The 24,064-nt window shown below is 41.5% G+C and carries 19 protein-coding genes and 3 pseudogenes; 7 read left to right on the top strand and 15 right to left on the bottom strand.

The window, feature by feature from the left end; all coding sequences use genetic code 11:
• Positions 1–26: 26 nt before the first annotated feature.
• The gene (locus tag MTN97_RS00690; RefSeq protein ID WP_248473360.1) at positions 27–788 is read left to right on the top strand and encodes an EAL domain-containing protein; all 762 of its coding nucleotides are present in this window, start codon (positions 27–29) and stop codon (positions 786–788) included.
• A gap of 70 nt (positions 789–858) precedes the next feature.
• Here the strand turns inward: MTN97_RS00690 and MTN97_RS00685 are convergent, their stop codons facing one another.
• On the bottom strand, positions 859–2,346 hold the full coding sequence (locus MTN97_RS00685) for a dipeptidase (RefSeq protein ID WP_248473358.1): 1,488 nt from the start codon (positions 2,344–2,346) through the stop codon (positions 859–861).
• 161 nt (positions 2,347–2,507) lie between these two features.
• Between MTN97_RS00685 and MTN97_RS00680 the strand changes: the two genes are divergently transcribed.
• A complete protein-coding gene (locus MTN97_RS00680) occupies positions 2,508–2,690 on the top strand; it encodes a DUF2986 domain-containing protein (RefSeq protein ID WP_069440312.1) in 183 nt (60 codons plus the stop codon).
• 3 nt (positions 2,691–2,693) lie between these two features.
• On the opposite strand, the gene MTN97_RS00675 is transcribed toward MTN97_RS00680, so the two are convergent.
• A complete protein-coding gene (locus tag MTN97_RS00675; RefSeq protein WP_248473357.1) occupies positions 2,694–3,674 on the bottom strand; it encodes a TDT family transporter in 981 nt (326 codons plus the stop codon).
• Between the two features lie 108 nt (positions 3,675–3,782).
• Here MTN97_RS00675 and MTN97_RS00670 point away from each other — a divergent pair, with 108 nt between their 5' ends.
• On the top strand, positions 3,783–4,661 hold the full coding sequence (locus MTN97_RS00670; RefSeq protein ID WP_248473355.1) for a LysR family transcriptional regulator: 879 nt from the start codon (positions 3,783–3,785) through the stop codon (positions 4,659–4,661).
• A gap of 463 nt (positions 4,662–5,124) precedes the next feature.
• On the opposite strand, the gene MTN97_RS00665 is transcribed toward MTN97_RS00670, so the two are convergent.
• From MTN97_RS00665 to MTN97_RS00655, 3 genes are all read right to left on the bottom strand, one after another.
• Entirely contained in the window at positions 5,125–7,251 is a 2,127-nt protein-coding gene (locus MTN97_RS00665; protein ID WP_248473353.1) for a TonB-dependent receptor plug domain-containing protein, read from the bottom strand.
• Positions 7,252–7,339: 88 nt separating this feature from the next.
• On the bottom strand, positions 7,340–7,537 hold the full coding sequence (locus MTN97_RS00660) for a helix-turn-helix transcriptional regulator (protein WP_013464415.1): 198 nt from the start codon (positions 7,535–7,537) through the stop codon (positions 7,340–7,342).
• Positions 7,534–7,956 (bottom strand): hypothetical protein, encoded by a 423-nt coding sequence (locus tag MTN97_RS00655; protein ID WP_028835426.1) that lies wholly within the window; start codon positions 7,954–7,956, stop codon positions 7,534–7,536. The genes MTN97_RS00660 and MTN97_RS00655 overlap by 4 nt, the downstream gene beginning before the upstream one ends.
• Positions 7,957–8,295: 339 nt before the next feature.
• On the opposite strand from MTN97_RS00655, the gene MTN97_RS00650 reads away from it, so the two are divergent.
• On the top strand, positions 8,296–9,501 hold the full coding sequence (locus MTN97_RS00650; RefSeq protein ID WP_036956818.1) for an MFS transporter: 1,206 nt from the start codon (positions 8,296–8,298) through the stop codon (positions 9,499–9,501).
• Between the two features lie 54 nt (positions 9,502–9,555).
• Here MTN97_RS00650 and MTN97_RS00645 read toward each other — a convergent pair whose 3' ends face one another.
• Complete coding sequence (locus MTN97_RS00645; RefSeq protein ID WP_036983286.1) at positions 9,556–10,602, bottom strand: NAD(P)-dependent alcohol dehydrogenase; 1,047 nt, start codon at positions 10,600–10,602, stop codon at positions 9,556–9,558.
• A 120-nt stretch (positions 10,603–10,722) separates the two neighbouring features.
• Positions 10,723–11,022, bottom strand: a pseudogene (locus MTN97_RS00640) (DUF1499 domain-containing protein); the annotation flags it as partial.
• A 241-nt stretch (positions 11,023–11,263) separates the two neighbouring features.
• On the opposite strand from MTN97_RS00640, the gene MTN97_RS00635 reads away from it, so the two are divergent.
• A complete protein-coding gene (locus tag MTN97_RS00635; protein ID WP_248473352.1) occupies positions 11,264–11,485 on the top strand; it encodes a hypothetical protein in 222 nt (73 codons plus the stop codon).
• 76 nt (positions 11,486–11,561) lie between these two features.
• Here MTN97_RS00635 and MTN97_RS00630 read toward each other — a convergent pair.
• The 4 genes and pseudogenes from MTN97_RS00630 to MTN97_RS00615 form a co-directional block, all read right to left on the bottom strand.
• Positions 11,562–12,315 (bottom strand): annotated as a pseudogene (locus MTN97_RS00630) (sensor histidine kinase).
• A pseudogene (locus MTN97_RS00625) lies at positions 12,308–12,689 on the bottom strand (heme NO-binding domain-containing protein). The pseudogenes MTN97_RS00630 and MTN97_RS00625 overlap by 8 nt, the downstream one beginning before the upstream one ends.
• 23 nt (positions 12,690–12,712) lie before the next feature.
• Complete coding sequence (gene hrpB, locus MTN97_RS00620) at positions 12,713–15,139, bottom strand: ATP-dependent helicase HrpB (RefSeq protein WP_248473349.1); 2,427 nt, start codon at positions 15,137–15,139, stop codon at positions 12,713–12,715.
• 92 nt (positions 15,140–15,231) lie between these two features.
• Entirely contained in the window at positions 15,232–15,456 is a 225-nt protein-coding gene (locus tag MTN97_RS00615) for a hypothetical protein (RefSeq protein ID WP_248473347.1), read from the bottom strand.
• A gap of 488 nt (positions 15,457–15,944) precedes the next feature.
• Between MTN97_RS00615 and MTN97_RS00610 the strand changes: the two genes are divergently transcribed.
• Entirely contained in the window at positions 15,945–17,462 is a 1,518-nt protein-coding gene (locus MTN97_RS00610) for a DUF3360 family protein (RefSeq protein ID WP_248473345.1), read from the top strand.
• 336 nt (positions 17,463–17,798) lie between these two features.
• Complete coding sequence (locus tag MTN97_RS00605; protein ID WP_010391132.1) at positions 17,799–17,996, top strand: CsbD family protein; 198 nt, start codon at positions 17,799–17,801, stop codon at positions 17,994–17,996.
• 74 nt (positions 17,997–18,070) lie between these two features.
• Here the strand turns inward: MTN97_RS00605 and MTN97_RS00600 are convergent, their stop codons facing one another.
• The 4 genes from MTN97_RS00600 to metA form a co-directional block, all read right to left on the bottom strand.
• Positions 18,071–18,766, bottom strand: coding sequence for an aspartate/glutamate racemase family protein (locus MTN97_RS00600; RefSeq protein ID WP_248473343.1), 696 nt, complete (start codon positions 18,764–18,766; stop codon positions 18,071–18,073).
• Positions 18,767–19,339: 573 nt separating this feature from the next.
• On the bottom strand, positions 19,340–21,970 hold the full coding sequence (gene metH, locus MTN97_RS00595) for a methionine synthase (protein WP_248473341.1): 2,631 nt from the start codon (positions 21,968–21,970) through the stop codon (positions 19,340–19,342).
• A gap of 8 nt (positions 21,971–21,978) precedes the next feature.
• Positions 21,979–23,052: a homocysteine S-methyltransferase family protein gene (locus MTN97_RS00590; RefSeq protein ID WP_248473339.1), complete on the bottom strand. Its 1,074-nt coding sequence runs from the start codon at positions 23,050–23,052 to the stop codon at positions 21,979–21,981.
• A complete protein-coding gene (gene metA, locus MTN97_RS00585) occupies positions 23,042–23,989 on the bottom strand; it encodes a homoserine O-succinyltransferase (protein WP_248473337.1) in 948 nt (315 codons plus the stop codon). The genes MTN97_RS00590 and metA overlap by 11 nt, the downstream gene beginning before the upstream one ends.
• Positions 23,990–24,064: the final 75 nt, after the last annotated feature.

The following is a 24,064-nucleotide window of genomic DNA, read 5'->3' as shown; positions in this document are numbered from 1 at the left end:
GTAGGTTAAAACAAAGGGTACGATGAATGAATGATAAATCACTAAATTGCAAAAAAGTTTCTTGTAGCAATTGCGCTGATTCGAATGAACTAGATTTTGACTTTACCATGGCATTTCAGCCTATTGTAAATTGTCAAAATAATACTATTTTTGGATATGAAGCACTTGTCCGTGGTTTAAATAATGAGTCGGCTTATTCTATTATTTCCCAAGTAAACGACGACAACCGCTATACCTTTGACCAACTATGTAGAATTAAAGCGATTGCACTTGCCTCTAAGCTAGGCATAAACACCATGCTAAGCATTAACTTTTTACCCAACGCTATTTATAAGCCTGAGCGCTGTATTCGTACCACCCTAGAAGCCGCTAAAAAGTATAACTTCCCTACAGCAAATATTATGTTTGAATTTACAGAAGTCGAAAAAATAGAAGACAGCGCACATGTAAAACGTGTTGTGAGCTATTACCAAGAATTAGGCTTTAAAACAGCCATCGATGACTTTGGTTCAGGCTATTCTGGATTAAACCTATTAGCCGATTTTCAAACTGATATTATCAAGCTTGATATGGCGCTGATCAGAAATATCGACAAAGATAAAAATCGCCAGGCAATCGTAACTCACTGTTTAAACATGTTTAGCGCGCTAAATGTTACAGCTCTGGCTGAAGGCATTGAAACCGTTGAAGAATATCAGTGGTTAAAACACGCAGGTATTGAGCTAATGCAAGGTTATTTATTTGCAAAACCTGGATTTGAATGCTTGCCAGAAGTTGATTTTCAATAGCACACCGTTGCTATAAAAAACCGCCGTTACGGCGGTTTTTTCGTATTAGATATAGGTTATATATCCAAAATCACATATTCCCCAGCTCTATCATCATTGCGGTGTACATACGTAAATTAAGTGCTAATTGCTCAAGGGTAATAAACTCATGTTCTGAGTGCCCGGTGTAGCGTTTGCCCGGCATAGATGGGCCAAACGACACGGCATTATCAAATAGCTTGGCATTTGTACCGCCCCCTATTGAAACAAAATCAGCGTTTTTATCACCCGTATAATGCTTAAAAATATCAAGTAGCTTTTGCGCATGGGGTGCGCTATCTAAAAGCATGGGCGTACCAATGGTGGTTTTAATGTTAGCTAACGTAACCTGATTAGCCGTTTGCCAATTAGCAAGCGCAGTATCAATTTGTTGTTTAAGTAACGTCTCATCTTTACCAACCGGACGGCGAGCATTGACCGCTAAAGTAAGCGCATTACCCTCACGTTCAATAACCGTAGGCGCTACGCTCATTGGCCCCATAAAGTCATGTTCATAAGCAATTTCGCCAAACTGTTTACCGTAAATATCTAAACCAATAAGCTGATTAACAAAATCAATGAGCTGGCCATCACTGTTGTTTTCAAGCTCAACGCCTTTAAATATTTCAGCTAAATAAGCAATGGCGTTAACGCCTGATTCCGGTTCAGATGAGTGAGCCGACATGCCTTTAACACTTATGGCCAGCGCGTTATTTTGCTCTGTAAAATTAAATTCAACTTGCTTAAGTGTGTTAGCTTTTGCTTTTAATTGATTAATTAATGTTTCGTTGGCGTTATGTAGTAATAGGCTGGCATCTTCAGGGATTTGACTGGCAAATGCGCCGCCGGTTACATCACTGACATACACACCGGTTTGTGGTGATATTGCATCAAATGTTGGCGCAATTAAGCTCCAGCCTTTTTCAGCAACCACTACAGGGTAAGAGGCATCGATGGTTACCGCATACTTTGGTTGCTGATAAGTTTTCATAAACTCAGTTAACGGCCCCCAGTCAGACTCCTCCGCTAGGTAAATCATTAATTCAATACGGTTATCAAGCGCTATGCCTTTATCTTTTATCGCCTTCATGGCGTACATTGCAGTCGCAATAGCGCCTTTGTCGTCTTCGGTACCACGGCCAATTAATTTATCCGGCTCTGAGGTGTCAATAATAAATGGGCTTTGTTTCCATTTGCTGGCATTAGCGGGTTGCACATCGCCATGGGTTACTATGGTTACCTTTTCAGTTTGTTGCCCCATACTAATAAGTACGGTGTAACCTAAATCTTGATAATCAAAACCAAGCTCAGCCGCTTTCATTTTTAGTAGCGCTTTAAAGCCAATAAAGTCGGGATTTTGTGGTGCGCTAACATCACTTTTATTGACCGTTGGAAAAGACACCAAATTTGTGAGTGTATGTACTTGCGCACTTTGGTAGGTATTTACAGCGTAATCAGCCACGCTGTCATTAATTTTATTTAATTGTGCATGAGTATTAAAGGCCAATAAAGCGATACTAGCTAAAGCTAACTTTTTCAAAACAAATCCCATTTAATTAACAACCAAGAGCCATAATTATAACGCCCTTGTGTAATAACAAACAACGCTTTGCGACAGAGCGTAAAACCGCCACTATATTTATCTAACAGCTTTACTAAAGATGCCTGTATAATGCGCACCTTAAAATTACGGGGTTAATCATGAATCGCAGAAAAAAGATCATTACAAAGTTTAATAACAAAGATAAGCGTGCTAATGCCAAGCTGCATAAAAGCAACAAACCGGCTTATGTTTCAAAAGCAGAGCGCGCCAAGCTTGCTGAGCAAGATGCCGAACAAGCAATTGAGCACGGGGCTAACGAGGTAGTGCAAACAAGCGTTTAATCGTTATTGTGATAGGGTGAGAGGCTTAAATTGAGTGTTAAAAAACTTAAAATGAGCCAAATAACGAACCGCCACATAGCAAACTACCCCACTGGCCACAATCAATTCAAACGTTGCTAAATACTGTATTTGCTTAATAAACTGCAAATCAATTCCCACTGTATGCATCCATGCGGCAAGTTTAAATAACGCGGTAGCACCAATGACCACAGGGAAAGTAAACGCAGCGTAACCTGGGCAAAATGGACGGCGCAATAATTTAAAAAATGCGACATAAATTATAAAGGTCATCAATACTGCAATTCCAAATAACAAGCCAATAATAACCGGTGACGGCTCGCTGTTCACTGTAAAGTAACCAGCTAGCGATAAACTTGCTGGCGCAGCTAAAATAGCCAATGTAGGCTGTGCAGCATCAGGAATGTGCGCTGCAAAAATGATCCGGTAAATCATCATAGGCAACATAACTGCATACATCAGCATGCCAAAATAAAGCGCCCCTTGCGCTAAAAACAGCAGTGCCGGATTCCCTGAAAACGCGACATCGGCAACAATGATCCCAACCGGCGGTACAAACCAGCTTGGCACCATATGCTCAATTTTAAATTCAATCACGCGATGAGCAATAAAGCTGATTAAAAACACTACATGCAATAAAAATGCACCTACCCAAAGCACATCTCCCGCAAGGGAGTAAAACTGCCCTAAAGAATTAGACACCACTAAGGTAGCCATAGCAAAAGTAGGCATCACACTTCCCACAACTGGGTGGGCTAAATCGGCTTTAAGCAGTTGAGGATGTAATAAAAACTTAAGTGTTAATAATAGCAATAATACGCTCGCAATAGCGGCACCGATATATTGTGCTACGCCATTTAGGTTAGCCATACTCTCCCAAGCCCAACCTAGGCTGGCAATACCTAATGCCAAACCACCCATTGGTGTTGGTGCACCTGATACTTTTGTTTTTATATGTTTAAACATCTCTATTCCACCCTGTGGTTGTAACTTACAGAGAAGTTTACGCTTGCACCTTGTTAAGTTAAATATAATTATATAGAACACACGTTCAAAAAAACTAAACATAGCATAATGAATATTTCACTTAAGCAACTTAAAGTATTTGTAGGCATAACCCAGCACAACACCCTTACAGCAGCGTCTGAATCATTGTTTCTATCTAAAGCGGCGGTGAGTATGGCGCTTAGCGAGCTTGAAAAACAATTAGGCCATCCACTGTTTGACCGGGTAAATCATCGCTTAATTTTAAATCAAGAAGGGCAAAAGTTACTGCCCTTGGCCGATGAATTACTGCACAGAGCAAATGATATTAATACGCTTTTTTCGTCCCACGCAAAAGCCAGTGGCACGTTAAAAATAGGTGCTAGCGATACCATTGGCAATCATGTTTTGCCCTCAATACTCAGTGGGTTTCGCCAACAACAGCAGCATTATTCTCAGCAGGTTTTTATTTCAAATTCTGAGCTTATTTGTCAAAAACTGCGCGACTTTGAACTCGACATTGCATTAATAGAAGGCCACGCCCAGCAAAGCGACTTAATCTCAACCGTGTTTAGCCAAGACACCATGTGTATTATTGCACCGCTATCCCATCCTTTAGCTAAAAAACCACAGCTTAGTTTTAATGACTTGGCAAACAGTCAATGGGTATTAAGGGAAGCTGGCTCTGGTTCACGCTCATTCTTTTTACAAAACCTTGCTACGCATATCGATAATTGGAGCCAAAGTTTTGAACTCAATACCACAGAGGCATTGATCAACAGCGTTGCAGAAGGGTTAGGGCTGGGATGCTTATCGTCACTCGCGGCACAGTACGCTTTAAACGATGGCCGCGTTACGCAGCTTAACTTAAACCACCCCATGCAAAGACAGTTTTGGTTAGTGATGCATAAAGACAAATACAAAAATCCGCTGTTAACGCAGTTTATTGATTTTTGCGTTCACAATTAATCTACTCTTTTGCGTGTGTTATAGTTTTTATCTTAAATCAAATACCACTTTCTGGGAGAAAGTCTATTAATAATGGGGATTGAAATCATCGGATAGTGCCTTCCAGATAAAGGCTACATTTATCTTTTTCACCTCCTTAACTTCAAAAAGGATAAATTGACTTTCCGTTTTAAGTGTCATTATTAAACAAACAAAACGCAAAAAAAATATTTGAGTTAAAATGGCTAAACCAAGTGTGAAAGAGCACCCAAATTTGAACTTTCGAATGTAGACTACGAAAAAATAGGCAAATACATTAACAAATATGACGCTACAGATGAAAAAGGACATTATTTACATTGAAGTCTATTAAAATGGAGAGCCCCTCAAGCTCTAATAAAAAAATAACTTTCTCAACTTAAACCGTCAGACTCGATTAACCTAAAATCGGATCTGACGGCTGATACTAACTTACTCTCTCACTTTAAAACGCGTAACTCATAGCCAAATTAATAGAGCGACCCTGCCCTGCTAATTGATTGAATCCCTGCGTTGAATCTTGTTTAAACTCAGCAATACTTACGCCGCCCAGTGGTAATTCATAATACTCATCAAGCAGGTTGGTAATATCAACACTCACGGTCAATGCATCCCAACTGGCTTTAGAGCTTAGGTTTAGTAAATGATACTGCTCGGTTTGGTTTTCTAGGCGGTTGTTATCTATGCGGGTTTTACTATCGACCCACTGCCACATGAGTGCGTTTTCAAAGCGGCCAATTTGCTGGTTAATAGCAAATTGGGTTTGCAACGGCTTAATTTGATAAAGCGGCTGATTGGTATCGTCGCGCTTACCACGGGTGTTGGTAATGTTAGCTTTTAACGACCAACTACCATACTGCTTAGACTCGTGCAGAGTAGCAACCGCATCTAGCTTTACGCCATAAAGCGTGGCATCTAGGTTATTAAACATAAGTACATTACGAGTATTGGCAGCAAGCACTGTGCGGTTAAAGCTTCTTACTCTGTTGGCATCAATATAATCATTTACATCGCTCACCCACGCATTGGCACTCATGCGCCAGCTATCGTCTTTTGCCATAGTGGTGTAAGTGGTACTTAGCGTGTGCGCGGTTTCAGGTTTAAGAGCAATGTTACCAATATAACCATTACCATCGCCGTACCAACCTATCATGGTGGTGGCCATATTGCCCACCCCCCAACTGTAACGTTCGTATAAATTAGGTGCGCGATTTTTACGAGCTAAACCAATTTGTAACTCGTCATTATTGCTTAGTTGATAGTTAATCAGCACGTTTGCATCGACTAGGTTGTCTGTTTGTTTTTTATTCTGATCATTAAACTCTTTAGCGGCCATTGCATCGCTTGGCATCGCCATGGCCATCGCACTCATAGCGGCCATACCTGCGTTGTATGCTTGTACATCGTCGGTATTGGTTATTACATTTTCAAATCGAACGCCTGCATTTAACCACCAGCGAGTATTTAGTTGGCTTTCATATTCAGCAAGCAGGGCAATACGCTGACGCCGGCCGTTATTAATATTGTTGTAGTCATTTGGCCCCATCATCATTGAGCCTTCAACCGCAGGCCACCAATCATCAATATTCATATAATGGTACTCTTGGGCGAGTAATAACTGGCTGTTGTTATCAAGTGCTAATTGCCATTTTAACTGAGTGCTTATATCTTCGGCGTCGGTTTTCATTGGCATTTTTCCGGTTTTTTCTGCGCTGAAAAAGCCCATTTCATGCTTTACGCTATGCCAATTTAACTGCGCTTCAAGCTCACTGTTTGTAAAAGCACGCTTATACTGGGCAACAGCGCCATAGCTGGTGTTATCTGTCATATCCATATATTGGTTAGCAAAGCCTTGATAGGGTATTTTTTGATGGCTTAGCTTAACCACTAATTGTTGCTTATCATCGCGCATGGCAGCACTTAAACTATGGTTTTGCGCGCGGTATAGGGTGTCAAGCACTAAATCGCCGTTACCATCTTCATAACTGTTAGCATCGCTAAACGCACCTTGATAATTAAAACTGAATACGTCGCTGGCAATGCGCATGCCCGCGCCTACCTTTTTGCCGTTATCTAGCGTATTGTATTGGGCTGATACGTAGCCAGAGTGCCAGCCAAGTTGCTTGCTTTCACTGTACTGAGGTGAAATAGAATTAACCGCGATCACCCCTGCAATATTATCGCCTCCCGCGCTTACCGGAGAAATACCCGCAACCACTTTGTAGCTACTAATTTGATTGGCTGAAATATACGACAGTGGCGGGTTCATTTGATTGGCACAGGCGGCTGTGATTTGCGCACCATCAACCAGTACCGCCACTCTATCGCCCATTAAACCATTTAAAACAGGTAAGTTAGCCATGCCACCGGCGGCTGAAAAGTCCACACCTAAATCAGTTAATAACGATTCAGATGAACCTAACGATAGGTGTTTGTTTTGTGCTTGACCGTGTACTTCAATAATTTCAATTGAGGCGTCATCTGCAAAGGCAACAGGCGATAGTACGCCACTTATAACAAGTGCCAAAGGCGATAATAAATAGGAGGTTAAAGGATTTTTTTTATCAGTCATTATTGATTTACCACAAAAATTTTGTGGGTAAATTATACGTGCTGCGGCAAGTTAAAAAGCGCGACATATTGTCGCACTTTGTTAATTTTTAACCCTGTTCGTCATCAAAAATATCTTCTATTTTAAGTTTAAACAACCTTGCGGCCTTAAAAGCCAGTGGCAAGCTGGGATCGAACTTGCCCTTTTCAATGGCATTAATCGTTTGGCGCGATACATCCAACAGCTCGGCCAACTTTGCTTGAGTGAAATTATGCTCGGCTCTTAACACTTTTAATCTATTTTTCATTCATCACCTGCGCAATAGTGTTTATTAAGCACATACACACTAATTAAATACACCGCCCCCATTAAAAACATTAAGTCGGGTATTTGCGCTTTAAAATCAATTAAACCACTCAATTGTAAATTGGTGTATGCCAGCCCGCCTACTAACACTGCACCTAAGGTAAACCCCATGGCACTGAGATGTATTTTTTGCATTAATTCATCCATGCCTTGCAAATAGCGCTTGTTGGCTAAAATCATCCCTACGCCAGCAGCCAAATTTATAATAATAAAAAAGCCACTAATTAGCGCTGAACGATCCCAGATTAAAGTGGGGCCAAAGCTGCAAATAGCTAAAGTAAAAAGCCATATTAAGGTCCATTTAGCTAGGTAACTGGTATTTTTAATTTGGCGTTGTTTTAAATTTAATTCTGCTTTCATTGCCTTTATCCTGTTTTTAAAAGTAATGTTTACTTTACAAATGTCATTCATGCATTACAAAAAGTCAAGTTAACATTACATTTTAAATTTAACACTGCTTATTTTTGATTGCGTTAATACTTTGCTGAACTTACTTAACCATCCTTTGGTTGGCTTAAGTTAAATTTTATTCATCTTAAATTATGGTTTAGTCCATGACGAAAGAGAGCTTTTAATTTAAAATGCACGCCTCTTTACTCCTCATTTCCACATTCAACTAATAAGCGTGTGTGCTTTATTTTTAAGCGCACTGGCGTTTAGTTTGTTATTAAATTTTATTTATTATCTTCAAGGATTTATATGGCCGTTGATACTACATCGCCGTCGGGTCAGCCCAATAGAACCGCTATTTTAATTGTGCTGGCGTTGGGTACTTTTATTTTGGGGTTATCTGAATTTTCTATGATGCCTATGTTGCCATTAATTAGTGAGGCTTTTGGCAGTACCCCGTCACAAAGTGGTTATGCTATTAGTGCTTATGCTCTTGGGGTGGTGGTTGGCGCACCCATTTTAATGTTGGCAACGGCAAATATGCGAAAACGACGAGCGCTATTATTATTTTTAAGCTTAATGTGTATTTCAAACAGTTTAAGTGCATTAGCGACCTCGTTAGAACAACTGGTGCTGTTTAGGTTTTTAAGTGGCCTTCCCCATGGCGCTTATTTTGGTGCCGCGTTATTACTGGCCTCTGATATAGCACCGCAAGGAAAACGCGCTAGCTTTATGTCAAAAGTGTTTATGGGCTTAACCATAGCCACTATCGTTGGTGTGCCGGTGGTGACATTGGTTGGGCAAAATCTTAGTTGGCGTTATTGCCTCGCTGCGGCTGGGGTGTTGGCGTTTATTGCCTTTATTTTTGTGTATAACGTGGTGCCTAATGTTAAAAACACCCATACCTCTAATATACTCAACGAATTAGGGGTGCTAAAAAACAAACTGGTTTGGTCAATATTAGGGATTGTTATTATTGGCTTTGGTGGCGTATTTTGTATTTATACCTATGTGGCCGATACGATCTTAGAGGTCACTCAGAGCGCGCCCTATACAATTTCAATTGCTATGGTGATGTTTGGTATTGGCTCTACGCTCGGTAATTACGTACTAGGTAAAGCTGCCGATAAATCAGCGATAAAAACCACCGGATTTACGCTTGCCTCTACTATTGTTTTTGCATTTGCATATGTCAGTGCCAGCTATAATATTTATCTGCTGTATGCGGTTATATTTTTTATTGGCTGCAGCTTAGGGCTATCAACCTTAGTGCAAACGCTATTAATGGATGTATCACCTGACGGCCACGCCATGATTGGGGCATTAGTGCAGTGTGCGTTTAATATTGCAAATGCTATTGGCCCTTGGGTTGGCGGCATTGCTATTGCAAAAGGGGCTGCGCCAAATCAAACAGGCTATGTTGCTGCGGCTTTATTTTTAGGTGGGCTGTTAATGTGGCTGCTTAGTTACATACAAATTAGCGGCAACAAAACTAAACAGGCACAGCCTTGTTAATAAAAACAAAAAGAGCCGCTAAGCGGCTCTTTTTACATTTTACTCTTTAGCGTATTAAACGCTAATAGATGACATATCAATAACAAAACGGTATCGCACATCAGAGCGTTCCATACGCTCATAAGCGGTGTTAATTTCGTCTATGTTGATCATTTCACACTCTGGCAGTACGTTGTGTTCACCACAAAAATCAAGCATTTGCTGTGTTTCTGCAATGCCGCCAATTAAAGAGCCAGCCACACGACGACGACCCATTAAAAGAGGAACTGTGTTTAGCTCATCTACTGGGCCTACTTGGCCAACAATAACCAAGGTACCATCGATATCAAGTAGCGGTGTGTAAATTGATAAGTCATGCTTTACAGGCACGGTATCAATAATGACATCAAACGCTGACTGCGCATTTTTCATTTCATCATCATTGTTTGATACTAAATAATGCTGTGCGCCGAGCTTAATTGCATCTTCTTTTTTAGACTCAGTACGACCAATAACAGTAACGGTTGCACCCATTGCTACTGCATTTTTAACCGCCATATGACCTAATCCACCAAGGCCTACCACAGCAACTCGGCTACCTGTTTTTACACCCCATTTATGTAACGGTGAATAAGTAGTAATACCGGCGCAAAGTAACGGCGCCACGCGCGATAATTCTAAGTTTTCAGGCACTGATAATACAAACTCTTCGCGTACTACAACGTGTTTAGAGTAACCACCTTGAGTCATTTCGCCGTTAACTCTATCGGTCCCGCTGTAAGTACCGACCATGCCTTCACGACAAAATTGCTCTTGGTGATTATCACATTGGTCACAGCTTTGACACGAGTCAACCATACACCCTACGGCAACGGTATCGCCTTGTTTGTATTTTTTTACATCACTACCGACTGATATTACTTTACCTACAATTTCGTGCCCAGGAACTAATGGGTAATTACTACCCCCCCAGTCGTTACGCACTGCGTGTAAGTCTGAATGGCACACACCACAATATAAAATTTCTATTGCTACATCGTTATTTCGTAAATCGCGGCGCTCAAAAGAAAACTCTGTAAGCAAAGAACCTTGACTTTTTGCTGCATATCCGACTGTTTTCATAATAACTCCATAGTTTATTAAAAATTATCAACAGTATGCATTGTCAGCTATGAACATAAGCTGATCATGTGCAACTGCAAATAGCCCTGCAAAACGCAAGGGCTGTTTATTAGTATTCAATTATTCCACAACAACAGCATTTAACTCTTCAATCAGTGTTTTAATACGCTGAGCATTTTTACCTAAATGACTTTTACCAATACGTGATTTACTGCGTATGTCGACCACACGCTTACTGCCTTTATCGTTAATACGAACCACAACATCGTCTTTAAAGCCAAACCATGTTGTGGTGTCTGTCGCTTCAACAATTCCGTTATTAACATCACTATTAACCAGTTCCCAGCCTAAGTTTTCCATGGCTTTAGTAATTGCTGCCACCAACTCTGTTTGGGTTTGGTTGTACTCGAGCGGTTTTATACCACCATTAAAAATGCGATAAGCCCAACTAAGCTCACTAAATGTTTCATTGCCTACTCCGTTATTGTTATATGGTTATTGTTTTTTAAACAGCTTTATACTGTTAACACTCAAATTTAGATTACTATGACCGATAAGTATCAATAAAGTCATAATTTATTGCCCTTTTAAAGTAGATAACTTGACTCCTTGGTAAAAATCAACAAACTACGGGGGTAAAATTATCAGGGTATTATTATTTATGAAAACAGAGATTAGCTACCGGTTTGAGTCATCGCAAGTGGCAAACCGCTTTTTACACGAATTAAAAGATTGGCCAGTCAATACCGTAAAAACACGCCTTTTTAATGGCGGCGACAGCGTTAAAGTAAGCTACGAATATGATGAAAGCGGGTTTGATTATACCGTTGCCGAACTTGATGATTTAGCCGAGCAACACGGCGGACAAGAAGTATCGAGGTAAAATACTTATACCTACGCTCAATAGCCACAACACACTTTGTAGCCATGCCTACATTGTAAACTTTAAGCTTACAAAGTTATGTAGCAATAGGTATTACACTACGTATTAAAGACCCCTTGCCCACTTCACTTTCTGCCTCTATAGTGCCGTTGTGCTCTTTGAGTATGTTGTAAACTATAGCCATTCCCATACCTGTGCCTTGGCCTACGGGTTTAGTGGTAAAGAAGGGATCGAACATTTGTTTAAGTGTATCAGCGTCCATTCCACAGCCGTTATCTGCCACTTCAATGTAAATATTATTTTCATTGGCAAACAGCTTAACCCTTATTTTTCCTTGCTGATCGCGCAAGTTATCACAGGCGTGTTTGGCATTAATTAATGAGCTATGCGCTCTAATCCCTCTTGGGTATCATCAACTAAGTCATCAATATCGTCCACAATAAAGCTTAAATCGTTCTCTTGATTGAGCTGAACTAAAATAGACTCTAACTGCGATAGTGAAATTGATTTATCTACAAATTGTTGAGCCGCCGTTATTAACGAAACCAGGACGGGCTTTATAAATTTTATACTTTCTACATTACTGGTTATGTAAGCTAGCGGGTTATTTATTTCGTGGGCATCCCAGCTGAGAGTGTCCCTAGCGTGGCCATTTTTTCACTTTGCATTAAGGTTATTTGTTGGTTGTTGACCGTTTCAAGCTTTTCTTTTAGCTCTTAATTAACAATAAACAATGCCCGTGTTTTGTCTTCTAGTAGGGTTTCTAATTGATCTCTGGCTGATTTTTCGCGCAGATGCGCTTTTTTATAATTGTAGTCGTCTTCAGCCATGGGGAGTCTCATATTTTATTTCAATTAAACACGAATCAAACCCATCATGCATACACTGGGCATGGTTAAGTTTAGCATCAACCCCATAATGAGCCGCAGCACCAAAAATAAGCCCTTCGGCGCACAAACCCGTCTTCAATAATTTGGGCGTCAATTTCAGGTAAATTAGGCTCATGAAAAAGCTTAGCTACTTCAACATGAATTACTTTATCAATACCAATAATGAGATCAGCAAAACAATTAAAGTTAGCAACAATGCTTGGATGACGTGCCTTTAAGTGAGAAAATAAATACTCTCCAAAGGCCTTCAATACCTCTGGCATAAACATAGAAAGTGCAATTGCTACATCATTTGCATGGTCAACATTTAACACTAAGTAAAATTAACAAAGCGTGATCACATTCTGCTTTTTACTCTATTAGTGGCAACGCTATTGGCAGGATCGTCTGGCCAAAAATGTTTGGGGTAGCGCCCTTTCATCTCTTTTTGTACCTCGCGGTAACTACTATTCCAAAAATGTGCTAAGTCTTGGGTTAACTGTAGTGAACGCTTGCCTGGCGATAACAACTCTATTAGCAATGCTAATTTACCATTAGCTAGCATAGGTGTACTGGTTAAACCATATACTTCTTGCATGCGCACACTAAGCTTGGCGGGGCCATCAAGTTGGTATTCAATTTTTATGTTAGAGCCACTTGGTACTATTAGTCGCAGTGGGAGTAAAGATTTTAGCTCGCTTTGCTGTTGCCAATTAAAACAGTTTTGTAGTGCCTCAAAATAATTAAACTTTTTAAGTTGCTCAAGGGTTTTAATATCTTCAAGGTATACCCCTAACCAATCACCTGCTGTTTCAATGAGCTGCTGCTGATTAATAACAGGAAATTGTTCTGGCATCAATTTGCTGGCTAGGCACATTCTAATAAGTAACTGCTCACTTTCTTTTTGCTCGTTAAACAGTGAAAAGCCCTGTTTGGCAAACACACTAAGCCATGCCTTGGCACGCTCTGTTTTATCAAGCTTATGTTTACTTGGTTGGCTGCTAAGGGTGATTTCTCCAAGTTTTACTTCATCTTGATGAATAAACCGAGCAGCTTTTTCATCAAACTCGCAGCGGGTCAACTCAGTGAATAAATGCGGTAAATGCTCTTTAAGCGCTAATGGATTTAGCGCCGTGGCAGAAAAAATACGCTCGCCTTTGTGTCCGCCCATACTGGCAATAGCTATATATTCGTCATTATGCCAGTAGTCAGGGTTTAGCTCGGCCCCTGCGCCATTTGCTAATAAGTATCCATTGCCGCGTTTTTTAGCGATGCGATCTGGATAGCCAAGCGAAACTAATAAGCTTAAATGATCGGTGTTTAAGTCTGTTTTGCTGTCGGTAAATTTTAAGCGTTTTAACCAATAATTTAATTGTTGCTTAAACACAGGATGCGGACGCTGCTGTTGACTATGCAGTGCTAGGTTGAGCTCATTGGCAGTGCTAACTCGGCTTTCTAGTAAGGCGACTAAATAAATAGCTAAACGATAAATTCCGCTTAACTGTGGTTCTAGCATTTGCGCTTTTAATAACATGTGCGCTAGGCGAATATCGGCACCAAAGCCCAACATTTTACTCCCCAGTGCGGTGAGCTTACCGTGGCTATCTATCGCTTCAAGCATAGATAATAAATTGGTAGCTTGGTTGCATTGTTGCTCACTCGGCGGGTCAAGTAAGGTGAGTTCACTAATGCTTGCGCCCCATTGCTTTGCCTCAAGCATCAGTTGGCTAATATCTGAGGTCAAAATATCAGGGTTATCGTGGCTGTTTCGTCGCTCAAAAGTTTGTTTTGAACCTAAACGATACACAACCCCTGGTTCTATTCGTCCTGCACGCCCTGCGCGTTGTACTGCCGATGAACGAGATATACTTTGAGTCGTCAGCTCAGTTACACCGGTTTTTAAATTAAAGCTGGCTGCACGGCGCTTGCCGCTATCAATCACAATTCGAATACCTTCAATGGTTAAGCTGGTTTCGGCAACATTGGTGGTCAGTACTACTTTTCGCATCCCTTGAGGCGCAGGTGCTATTGCAGCTTGTTGATTGGCTTTATCTTGCTCACCAAATAAAGTGGCGACTAGGCAGTTACTAGGTAAGTCGCTCAATGCTTGTTGCACGCGCAGTATTTCTCGTTGACCGGGTAAAAATACCAGCGCACTGCCGGTTTGCTCATTGAGTGCTTGTTTTATAATAGCGGGGATGGCATCAAGCCAGCGGCTTTCATCTTTTATTGGGCAATATATTTCGTCAATGGGGTAACTTCGCCCGCTTGACTCAATTACTGGGCAATTAAAAAACCCAGTGTAGCGTTCGCTATCAAGGGTGGCCGACATCAGCATAATAGTTAAATCTTCACGCAGTGCCGCTTGCGATTCTAAAGCAAAAGCCAGCGCGGTATCTGCTGTGATGGAACGCTCATGAAACTCATCAAAAATCAGTAAATCAACATCACTGAGCTCAGGGTCATTTTGTAACATGCGCGTAAGCATGCCTTCGGTGACTATTTCAAGGCGCGTGTTCGCACTTACTTTACTCTCACCTCGGACCCGTAAACCGACACTTTGCCCCAGCGTTTCGTTTTGGCATTGGGCTAGGTAATTGGCAATATTACGTGCAGCTAAGCGTCGAGGCTCCAACATCACTATGTGTTTATAATGCCCATCGCGCATAAGCTGTAATGGCAACCACGTTGATTTACCAGCACCAGGCGGCGCTTGCAGTAAGGTGATTGGGTTGGCTTTTAATGCATCAATAAGTGAGTTATATATTTCTTGAACCGGCAGCACGCTATTTACCCTAAATTACTTTGCCGCCATTGTAGCAAAAATTAGCAGTTATTTATGTAGGGTACAACTATGTGCTTGGCTGATCATTTCGTCTAACGTTTTAGTCTCTTGCTGCTGCGCTTATTTTGATCAGCACGATGCCTATTACTCACTATTCCTTCTATGCCTTTGGTAAAGCTCATTTGCTTAAAACAAGCTTGCTGTTGACGTAATTCATCTTGCTGTGAATCATTAATCCGCGCTTGTTGCTGCGCTGACAAACCAAATAAAATGCGTTTCATCCCTGATAAATTTTGTAAGCTTATCGCCGAGCTCATTTTCTTATTTAGTCACTTTGCGCTATATTTTTACTTTACTCCTATTATTACCTTTCAAAACCCTATCTTGAGTCCAAAAATAGTCGTTCCGTTAAAGCTTAGTATTGTTAGCTTTTGTGCAACTTTGCGGCTAATTGTATTTATAATAAGCAAATAGCGGCTAACGCCACCTTTATTAGACTAAAGAATGATTGCTGCTGAATCTGCTGATTTTATGACCTTTTTGCTATTATGCATGGCAAGAGCACACTGTAAAAACAAAAACATAAGACATTGAATTTAAATATCTTTTAGATTTAACAAGCCATTTACAACACATCCCTTTGCTATTTTTGTTAACACTTACAAAGCGTTAAACTGGGCTATGCACGACCTTTTGCCTAATTACAATCTGTAGCAAGCTGTTTTACCCTGCGCACTCAATGTTCATTTGCTTTGTAAAAGCTGTATTTTTATTTTGAGTTAGCAACTAAGTTGCAGGAGAAGTCATGACCACCAAGCCGCTAGATGATAATTCATCTGATGCTATACCAAGAGCGGATACTCAAACCGTGTCCGATAGCTATGAAAATCTTCATAAGCCCAGCTCTGAGTTTGAAAGCCGCGACGCTTACCTAGAGCACGAGCTGCAAATTATGCAGCCAAAACGCTGGCGTCCAAATTTACCATTTAGAGATTATCGCTTTGAATTTGAAGACACCATTCCAGCGATGGCCGCTACTATAGGTAAAATAGTCATGGTTGCAGCCATTGCTGCTACGTTTGCAGGCCCTTTGGGTTTAAGTGATGGCTTTGTACTTGAAAACGTACGCTACGAACTTTTAATTGTTTCGCTATTTATTTTACTATTTTCGGGCTTTATTTTACCGACCGCTAACTTAGCGGGTACTCATGGCCCACTCATTCCATTAATTCCTATTGTAGTTGCCGCAGGCGGACACCCTATGGCCTTTGGTTTACTCATAGGTGCCTTTGGATTGATATTAGCATTTAGTAAAGGCGGCAGCCTCATGGCCAAGCTCACCAGTAAAGGGGTGTGTGGTGGCCTACTCCTCTATTTAGGCTTTGTGGGTACCATCTCACAAGTTAAAAAGCTGTTTGCATGGGCTGAAGAAATTCAAATGACCCATATTGCCTTTATCGTAATCTTAGCCACAATTTTACTTTATGCTTTGTTGGAGCATTACAAAAAACGCTGGTTAGCCGTACCACTGAGCTGTTTAATTGGTGGTTTTACTGCTTTTGCATTGGGCGCACCGTTTGAGTTTCATACCGCACCGGGCTTACCAAACATGAACCCTATGTACTGGTGGGGGGAAAACACTGGTTGGATGCTTGGTTTACCAACCGCTGAAAGCTTTGTAGTTGTACTTCCTTTTGCAGTTTTAGCAGTTGCTATGTGGTCGCCTGACTTTTTAGGCCATCAAGTATTTCAAAAAATTAGTTACCCAGAGCGTACTGAAAAAGTACAAATGAATATTGACGATACCATGCTTAGCGCATCAACAAGACAAACCTTTGGCTCGCTATTAGGCGGAGCTAACTTTGCGTCATCTTGGGGCACTTACATTGTTCCTGCTGCTATTGCAAAACGCCCTATTCCTGCAGGCGCAATTTTAACTGCGTTATTTTGTACTATCGCGGGTGTTTGGGGCTATCCAATGGACTTAGCTATTTGGCAGCCAGTATTGTGTGTTGCCTTAATTGTAGGGGTGTTTATTCCACTACTTGAAGCGGGTATGGAAATGACCCGTGAAGGTAAAACCACGCAATCAGCCGCTATTGTGGTGTTTGCCTCAAGCTTAGTAAACCCTGCATTTGGTTGGTCACTGACTATGCTTTTGGATAACTTAGGCCTTATTGGCTGTAAAGAAAGAAGTGCTGATTTATCGCGAATGAGTCGCTGGGTCATCCCGCTTATTATGTTTGTGTTATTAACCAGTGTAATGGCACTGGTAGGTATGCTGCCAGGCATTCCTGCGCTAATGCCAAGCTTTAGACATTAATTCCTTTATTAAACAGCAAAGCGAGCTTTAATAGCTCGCTTTTTTTGTTCTTATAAAATCTAGCACAGTGTACTTGCAATAATCCCCCTTGAAGTAACAGCCCCTGAAGTCACAGTCCCTGCAATAATTACAAGCCACCCTGCAGAATTTTTATAAAGCTCCCCACCAGCAAAAAAACTTTACGCATCAAAAAACCATAAACAATTGATATATAAATAAAATTAAACATTTTACTTTCTGGTATAGCCTTTGCAATTTTATAAGTGAACGTTAAAAATCATTTTATTAGTAACGCTTTTAAAATGAAAAATCATCACTCTTAATAAGGAGCTAATTATGAATAGCGATCGTATCGAAGGAAACTGGAAAGAACTTAAAGGTAAAGCGCAACAAAAATGGGGCGATCTTACTAACGATGATTTAGATAAAATTGAAGGTAGCCGTACCGAGCTTGTTGGTAAAATTCAGCAAAAATACGGTAAATCGAAAGAGGAAGCCGAGCGCGAAGTAAATGACTTTGAGAAAGGTCATTAAAATAAAGCGTGTTAACAGCTTTACTTGCTAACAAAAACCGCCAATTGGCGGTTTTTTTGTTATCTCAAGCTTAACTATTTTGCCAGCGCTAACTTCACTGCTGCTTCGGCATGTATTTTGGTGGTATCGTAAAGCGGAACCCGCGTATGTTGTGGCTTTACCAACAAGGCGATTTCAGTACAACCTAAAATAATGGCCTGCGCGCCTTGTGCAAATAAGCGCTCTATAATGCGCACATAATCAGCTCGCGAATCGTCATCAATAATACCTTGGCATAACTGCGAATAAATAACCCCGTGCACTCGCTTTCGCTCATTAGGTTCAGGTATTAATACCTCAATGTTATGCTTATTGGTTAAACGCTCTTTGTAAAAGTTTTGCTCCATTGTAAATTGCGTGCCCAACAACCCTACTCGCGTAATGTTATCGAGCTTTAGTTGCTCAGCGGTGGCATCGGCAATATGTAAAATGGGAATGGTAATATTACTGGCAATCTCATCGGCCACTTTATGCATAGTGTTGGTACAAATAAGTAAAAAGTCGGCACCACCAACCTCTACCGATTTAGCTGCCTTGGTGAGTAACTTAGCTGTTTGTTGCCAATCGCCTTGATACTGTAGCGCTTCAATTTCCGAAAAATCAACACTCACCATACAAATTTTAGCACTATGTAGCCCACCCAATGAGTGTTTAACGCCTTCGTTTAAAGCTTTGTAATAGCTGGCTGTTGACTCCCAACTCATACCACCCAATATACCAATCGTTTTCATAAAATTGCCTTGTTTAAAAGTGGTTAAAAGCAAGCCGATTGCTACACAGATATGCGACAAAACAATAAGCAAAAATACCTGAAAAGCCTTGTATAGCGAACCCTCTGACTCATTATGCTTCATTCTGCCTTACTGTTTTTCTAACTATCAGATGTTGACTTAACAACGAATTTTTCGAATACACAATTTAGTGGGAAATAAATTACCAAATAAATAGCTAGGAAAAGTAAAAACTCCATATAGAAAGGTAGATCTTTTAGGTTTATTATTGAATCAGTTAAATAGCGGCTAACAAACGATGTAATGAATGCAGATAAAAATATAATGACTAAGTTTGAAGTTTTTTTATTCATGTAAATCCTTTTAAAAAAGCCAATAGCTTAACATTACCCATTATCTTAGTTAGTGCCCCCTAAAACGGGAATTTATATATTGATTAATCATTCCACTAAATAAACTCTTTGTAAACAACCTAGTTCTTAAAATAAAAAACGAGCCTAACTTGGCTCGTTTTTGTTTTACTGATAGCTGACAGCTAAAAACTGACCGCTTCAACTTTTGACCGCTGCTCTTCTAATCAGGCTCATACCCCAAGTTAGGCGATAGCCATCTTTCAGCCTCTGCGAGTGTCATATTAGTTCGCTTGGCGTAATCTTCTACCTGATCCTTTTGCACCGCGGCTACGGCGTAGTATTTTGCCTCTGGGTGTGAGAAATACCAGCCCGAAACAGCAGCACCTGGCCACATGGCGTAGGAGCTGGTGAGCTGCATACCAATGCGCTTTTCGGTATCGAGTAGTTGCCAAATTTTCTTTTTCTCGGTGTGCTCTGGGCACGCTGGGTAACCCGGTGCTGGGCGAATACCTTGGTAGTTTTCGCGAATGAGTTCATCGTTAGGCAGGTTTTCATCTGGTGCATATCCCCAATACTCTTTACGCACTTGCTCGTGTAGGTATTCTGCAAAGGCTTCGGCGAGCCTGTCGGCAACTGCTTTAACCATTATTTTATTGTAGTCGTCTTGCTTGGCATCGAACGCATTGGCGAGGTCGTCCTCTTCTAGGCCGCCCGTTACCGCAAACGCACCAAAGTAATCAGGTATGCCTTTTGGCGCAATGTAGTCGGCTAAACAGTAATTAGCAAAGTCGGTTTTTTCGGTTTGCTGGCGTAAATGGCACGAGGTGGCTAACAACTCTTTGCGAGTTTCGTCGGTGTAAATTTCTATATCATCCCCCACGCGGTTTGCAGGGAATAAACCAATGACACCTAAAGGTTGCAAAGCACCTGACTTTTCAAGGTCGTCGAGCATATCGTTAGCGTCTTTAAATAAGCTACGTGCTTGCTCACCAACGACTTCATCGTCCATTATGCGCGGATATTTACCGGCGATTGACCAGGTCATAAAGTACGGGGTCCAGTCTATGTATTTACGTAAAGTCGAAATTGATACATTTTTAAATTCGGTCACACCCAGCTTTTTCGGCACGGGTGGGGTGTAGTTATCCCAATCGAGCTTTGCAGCATTATCGCGGGCGCGCTGTATGGTAACCGGTTTTGAGCGCGGCTTTTTGCGCGCTTGTTGTTCGCGTACTTTGTCGTATTCGGCTTTGGTTTTTTCTAAAAAGGCGGGTTTTAGCTCTTTAGATAACAAGCTCGATACCACACCCACCGCGCGGCTGGCGTTATTTACATACACCACGCCTTTGTCGTACTGCGGCTCTATTTTTACTGCGGTATGCGCTTTTGAGGTGGTTGCGCCGCCAATCATAAGTGGTAATTCAAAACCTCGGCGGGTCATTTCTTTGGCTACGTGTACCATTTCGTCAAGCGATGGGGTAATTAAACCAGAAAGGCCTATAATATCGGCTTTTTCGTCGATAGCTGTTTGCAGTATTTTTTCGGCAGGTACCATTACGCCTAAGTCGATTACTTCGTAGTTATTACATTGCAGTACCACGCCTACAATATTTTTACCTATGTCGTGCACGTCACCTTTTACGGTGGCCATAACCACTTTACCATTAGTGGCGCCTTCTTCTTTTTCGGCTTCAATAAATGGGTCTAGGTAGGCCACTGCGCGCTTCATTACACGGGCTGATTTAACAACTTGGGGTAAAAACATTTTACCTGCGCCAAATAAATCCCCTACCACGTTCATGCCATCCATCAATGGCCCTTCAATCACGTGAATAGGTTTATCGGCGGCAGCGCGGCACGCTTCCGTGTCTTCATCTATAAAGGTGGTTATACCTTTAACAAGCGCGTGTTCTAGACGTTTTTCAACAGGCCATGTGCGCCATTCTAAATCTTCTACGCGTTCGGCTTGTGCCATGCCTGAATATTTAGGCGCAAGTTCTACAAGGCGCTCACCTGCACCTGAATCGGTATTAAGAATTACGTCTTCTACGGCTTTGCGAAGTTCTTCGGGGATGTCGTCGTAAACCGCAAGTTGCCCTGCGTTTACAATCCCCATATCCATCCCCGCTTTTATCGCGTGGTATAAAAATACCGAGTGAATCGCTTCGCGTACCGGGTTATTACCTCTAAACGAAAACGATACATTTGACACCCCGCCCGACACTTTACAGTGCGGTAAGTTTTGCTTAATACGGCGTGTGCCTTCAATAAATTCCACAGCGTAGTTGTCGTGCTCTTCTATACCGGTGGCTACGGCAAATATATTGGGATCGAATATAATGTCTTCTGGCGGAAAGCCAATTTCGTCGACCAAAATACGGTAGCTGCGCTCACAAATTTCAAACTTACGATCGGCAGTATCGGCTTGGCCGTCGGTATCAAATGCCATTACAACAGCGGCGGCACCAAAGCGTTTAATAATTTTAGCTTGGCGCTTAAATGGCTCTTCGCCCTCTTTGAGTGAAATGGAATTAACAATGCCCTTGCCTTGAATACATTTAAGTCCTGCCTCTATTACATCCCATTTAGAGGAGTCGACCATTATAGGCACTTTAGATATATCAGGCTCTGAGGCAATTAAGTTTAAAAACTTCACCATGGCCGCTTTTGAGTCCAGCATGGCTTCGTCCATGTTTATATCAATAACTTGGGCGCCATTTTCTACTTGTTCGCGAGCAACATTAAGGGCTGTTTCATAATCTTCTTCCATGATCAAACGTTTAAACATGGCCGAGCCAGTTACGTTGGTACGCTCACCAACATTGGTAAATACTGCAATTTGCTGTGTCATGTTGGCTCCTAGTTTAAGTTACAGGCTTCAAGGCCTGACAAACGCATGCGTACATCAAGCTCTGGTAATGGGCGAGGTTTAACCCCTTCAAGCCCTTTGGCAAACGCACGAATATGCGCAGGCGTAGTGCCACAGCAACCACCAACAATATTTATAAAGCCCGATTTACCCCAATCGATAATCTCGGCAGCCATGTCGTCTGCTTCTAAGTCGTATTCTCCAAACTCATTGGGTAAGCCCGCGTTAGGATGAACAGAGACAAAGGTTTCGCACACGCGCGAAAGCTCTTCTACGTATTGGCGAAGTAAGTCTGGCCCAAGGGCGCAATTGAGGCCAATTGAAATAGGCTTAATATGGCGAATAGAGTTATAAAATGCCTCAGTTGTTTGCCCTGAAAGCGTTCGCCCTGAGGCATCGGTAATGGTGCCCGAGATCATCACTGGTAATGTGCGCCCGGCTTGTTCAAACGCTTCTTCTACCGCGAATGAGGCGGCTTTTGCATTGAGGGTGTCGAAAATGGTTTCAATAAGTATTAAATCAGCGCCGCCTTCCATTAATGCAAGAGTAGACTCAACATAAGCAGTAACCATCTTATCAAAGGTAATATTACGATAGCCTGGGTCGTTCACATCTGGCGAGATAGAACAGGTTTTAGGGGTTGGCCCTAACACACCGGCTACATAGCGTGGCTTTTCTAGGTTTTTAGCAGTGAACTCGTCACATATTGCGCGTGCTAATTTAGCCGACTCTAGGTTTACCTCACGGCTTATGCTTGCCATGTCGTAATCTTCCATCGAAATGGTGGTCGAATTAAAAGTATTGGTTTCAATAATATCCGCACCGGCGGCTAAAAAGCTGCGGTGTATATCAGCAATTAACTCGGGCTTGGTAAGGCTTAATAAATCGTTATTGCCTTTTATTAGCACGTGCCAGTCTTTAAAGCGCTCACCCCGGTAGTCTTCTTCTTCAAGCTTATGCGCTTGGATCATAGTGCCCATTGCACCATCTAAAATTAAAATACGCTGTTTTAGTGCAGCGCTTAATTCGCTTTGCTTATTTTTGTTTGGCACGTTATTCGGCATAGTTGTTAGTCCTCACATCTTGGCTAACTAAATTAATATCATAAGGTGTAGTTTGGTACACGTAGTAATTTAACCAGTTTGAAAACAGTAAAAAGGCGTGGCTTTGCCACGTTTTAGACGGCTTTTTACTTGCATCGTTATCTGGAAAATAGTTTTCGGGTTTTGGCGCGTCTGGGCTTTTTTGTAAATCGCGTTCGTACTCTGCTTTTAATGTATCGGCATCGTATTCTGGGTGGCCGGTTATAAACACTTGGCTGCCCGACTTATTTTTCATTAAGTAAGCGCCTACTTTTTCAGAGCCTGCCAATACCACTATATCGTCGCAGGCATTAATTTTATTTATATCAACGTGGCCATAACGTGAGTGCGGCACTAAAAAGGTGTCGTCGAAGCCACGAGTAAGTGCTCCGTGATCAAAATAACACTGGTGGGTAAATACGCCACAGAGTTTATCTTTTTTTAAATCACGTTTTAAATTGTAACGATGATACAACGCCGCATGCGCCGCCCAGCATGAGTAAAGTGTGGAGGTAACGTGTTGCTCTGCCCAGTCAATAATCACTTTTAGCTCATCCCAGTAGGCTACATCGCCGTATTCAAGGTGTGCTAGTGGCGCGCCGGTAACAATTAACGCATCGTAGTTATTATCTTTTACCTCAGAGAAATAACGGTAAAAGGTATCTAAGTGCTCTTCTGAGTTGCTACTGCTGCGGTGCGTATCTAAGCGCAATAGCTCTACATTTACTTGCAAAGGAGAATTAGCAAGCAAACGAATAAACTGTACTTCGGTTTCTACTTTATTAGGCATTAAATTTAAAATAGCCAAACGCATTGGGCGAATTTCTTGCGTTTTTGCACGGCTTTTTGGCATTACAAACACGTTTTCTTCACGCAAACGGGCAATAGCCGGTAGCTCGTCTTTCACTGTGATTGGCATATTTTACTCCTACTCATAAAAACCGAGAATTTATACGCTCTCATTATGAACAGAATGCTAAAAATATCAACCTCT

This window comes from Pseudoalteromonas sp. 2CM36K (genome assembly GCF_023161865.1).
Taxonomy (GTDB): Bacteria; Pseudomonadota; Gammaproteobacteria; order Enterobacterales; family Alteromonadaceae; genus Pseudoalteromonas; species Pseudoalteromonas tetraodonis.
Note: the sequence above shows the minus strand (reverse complement) of the source record. Positions and strands in the feature narration are given on the sequence as shown.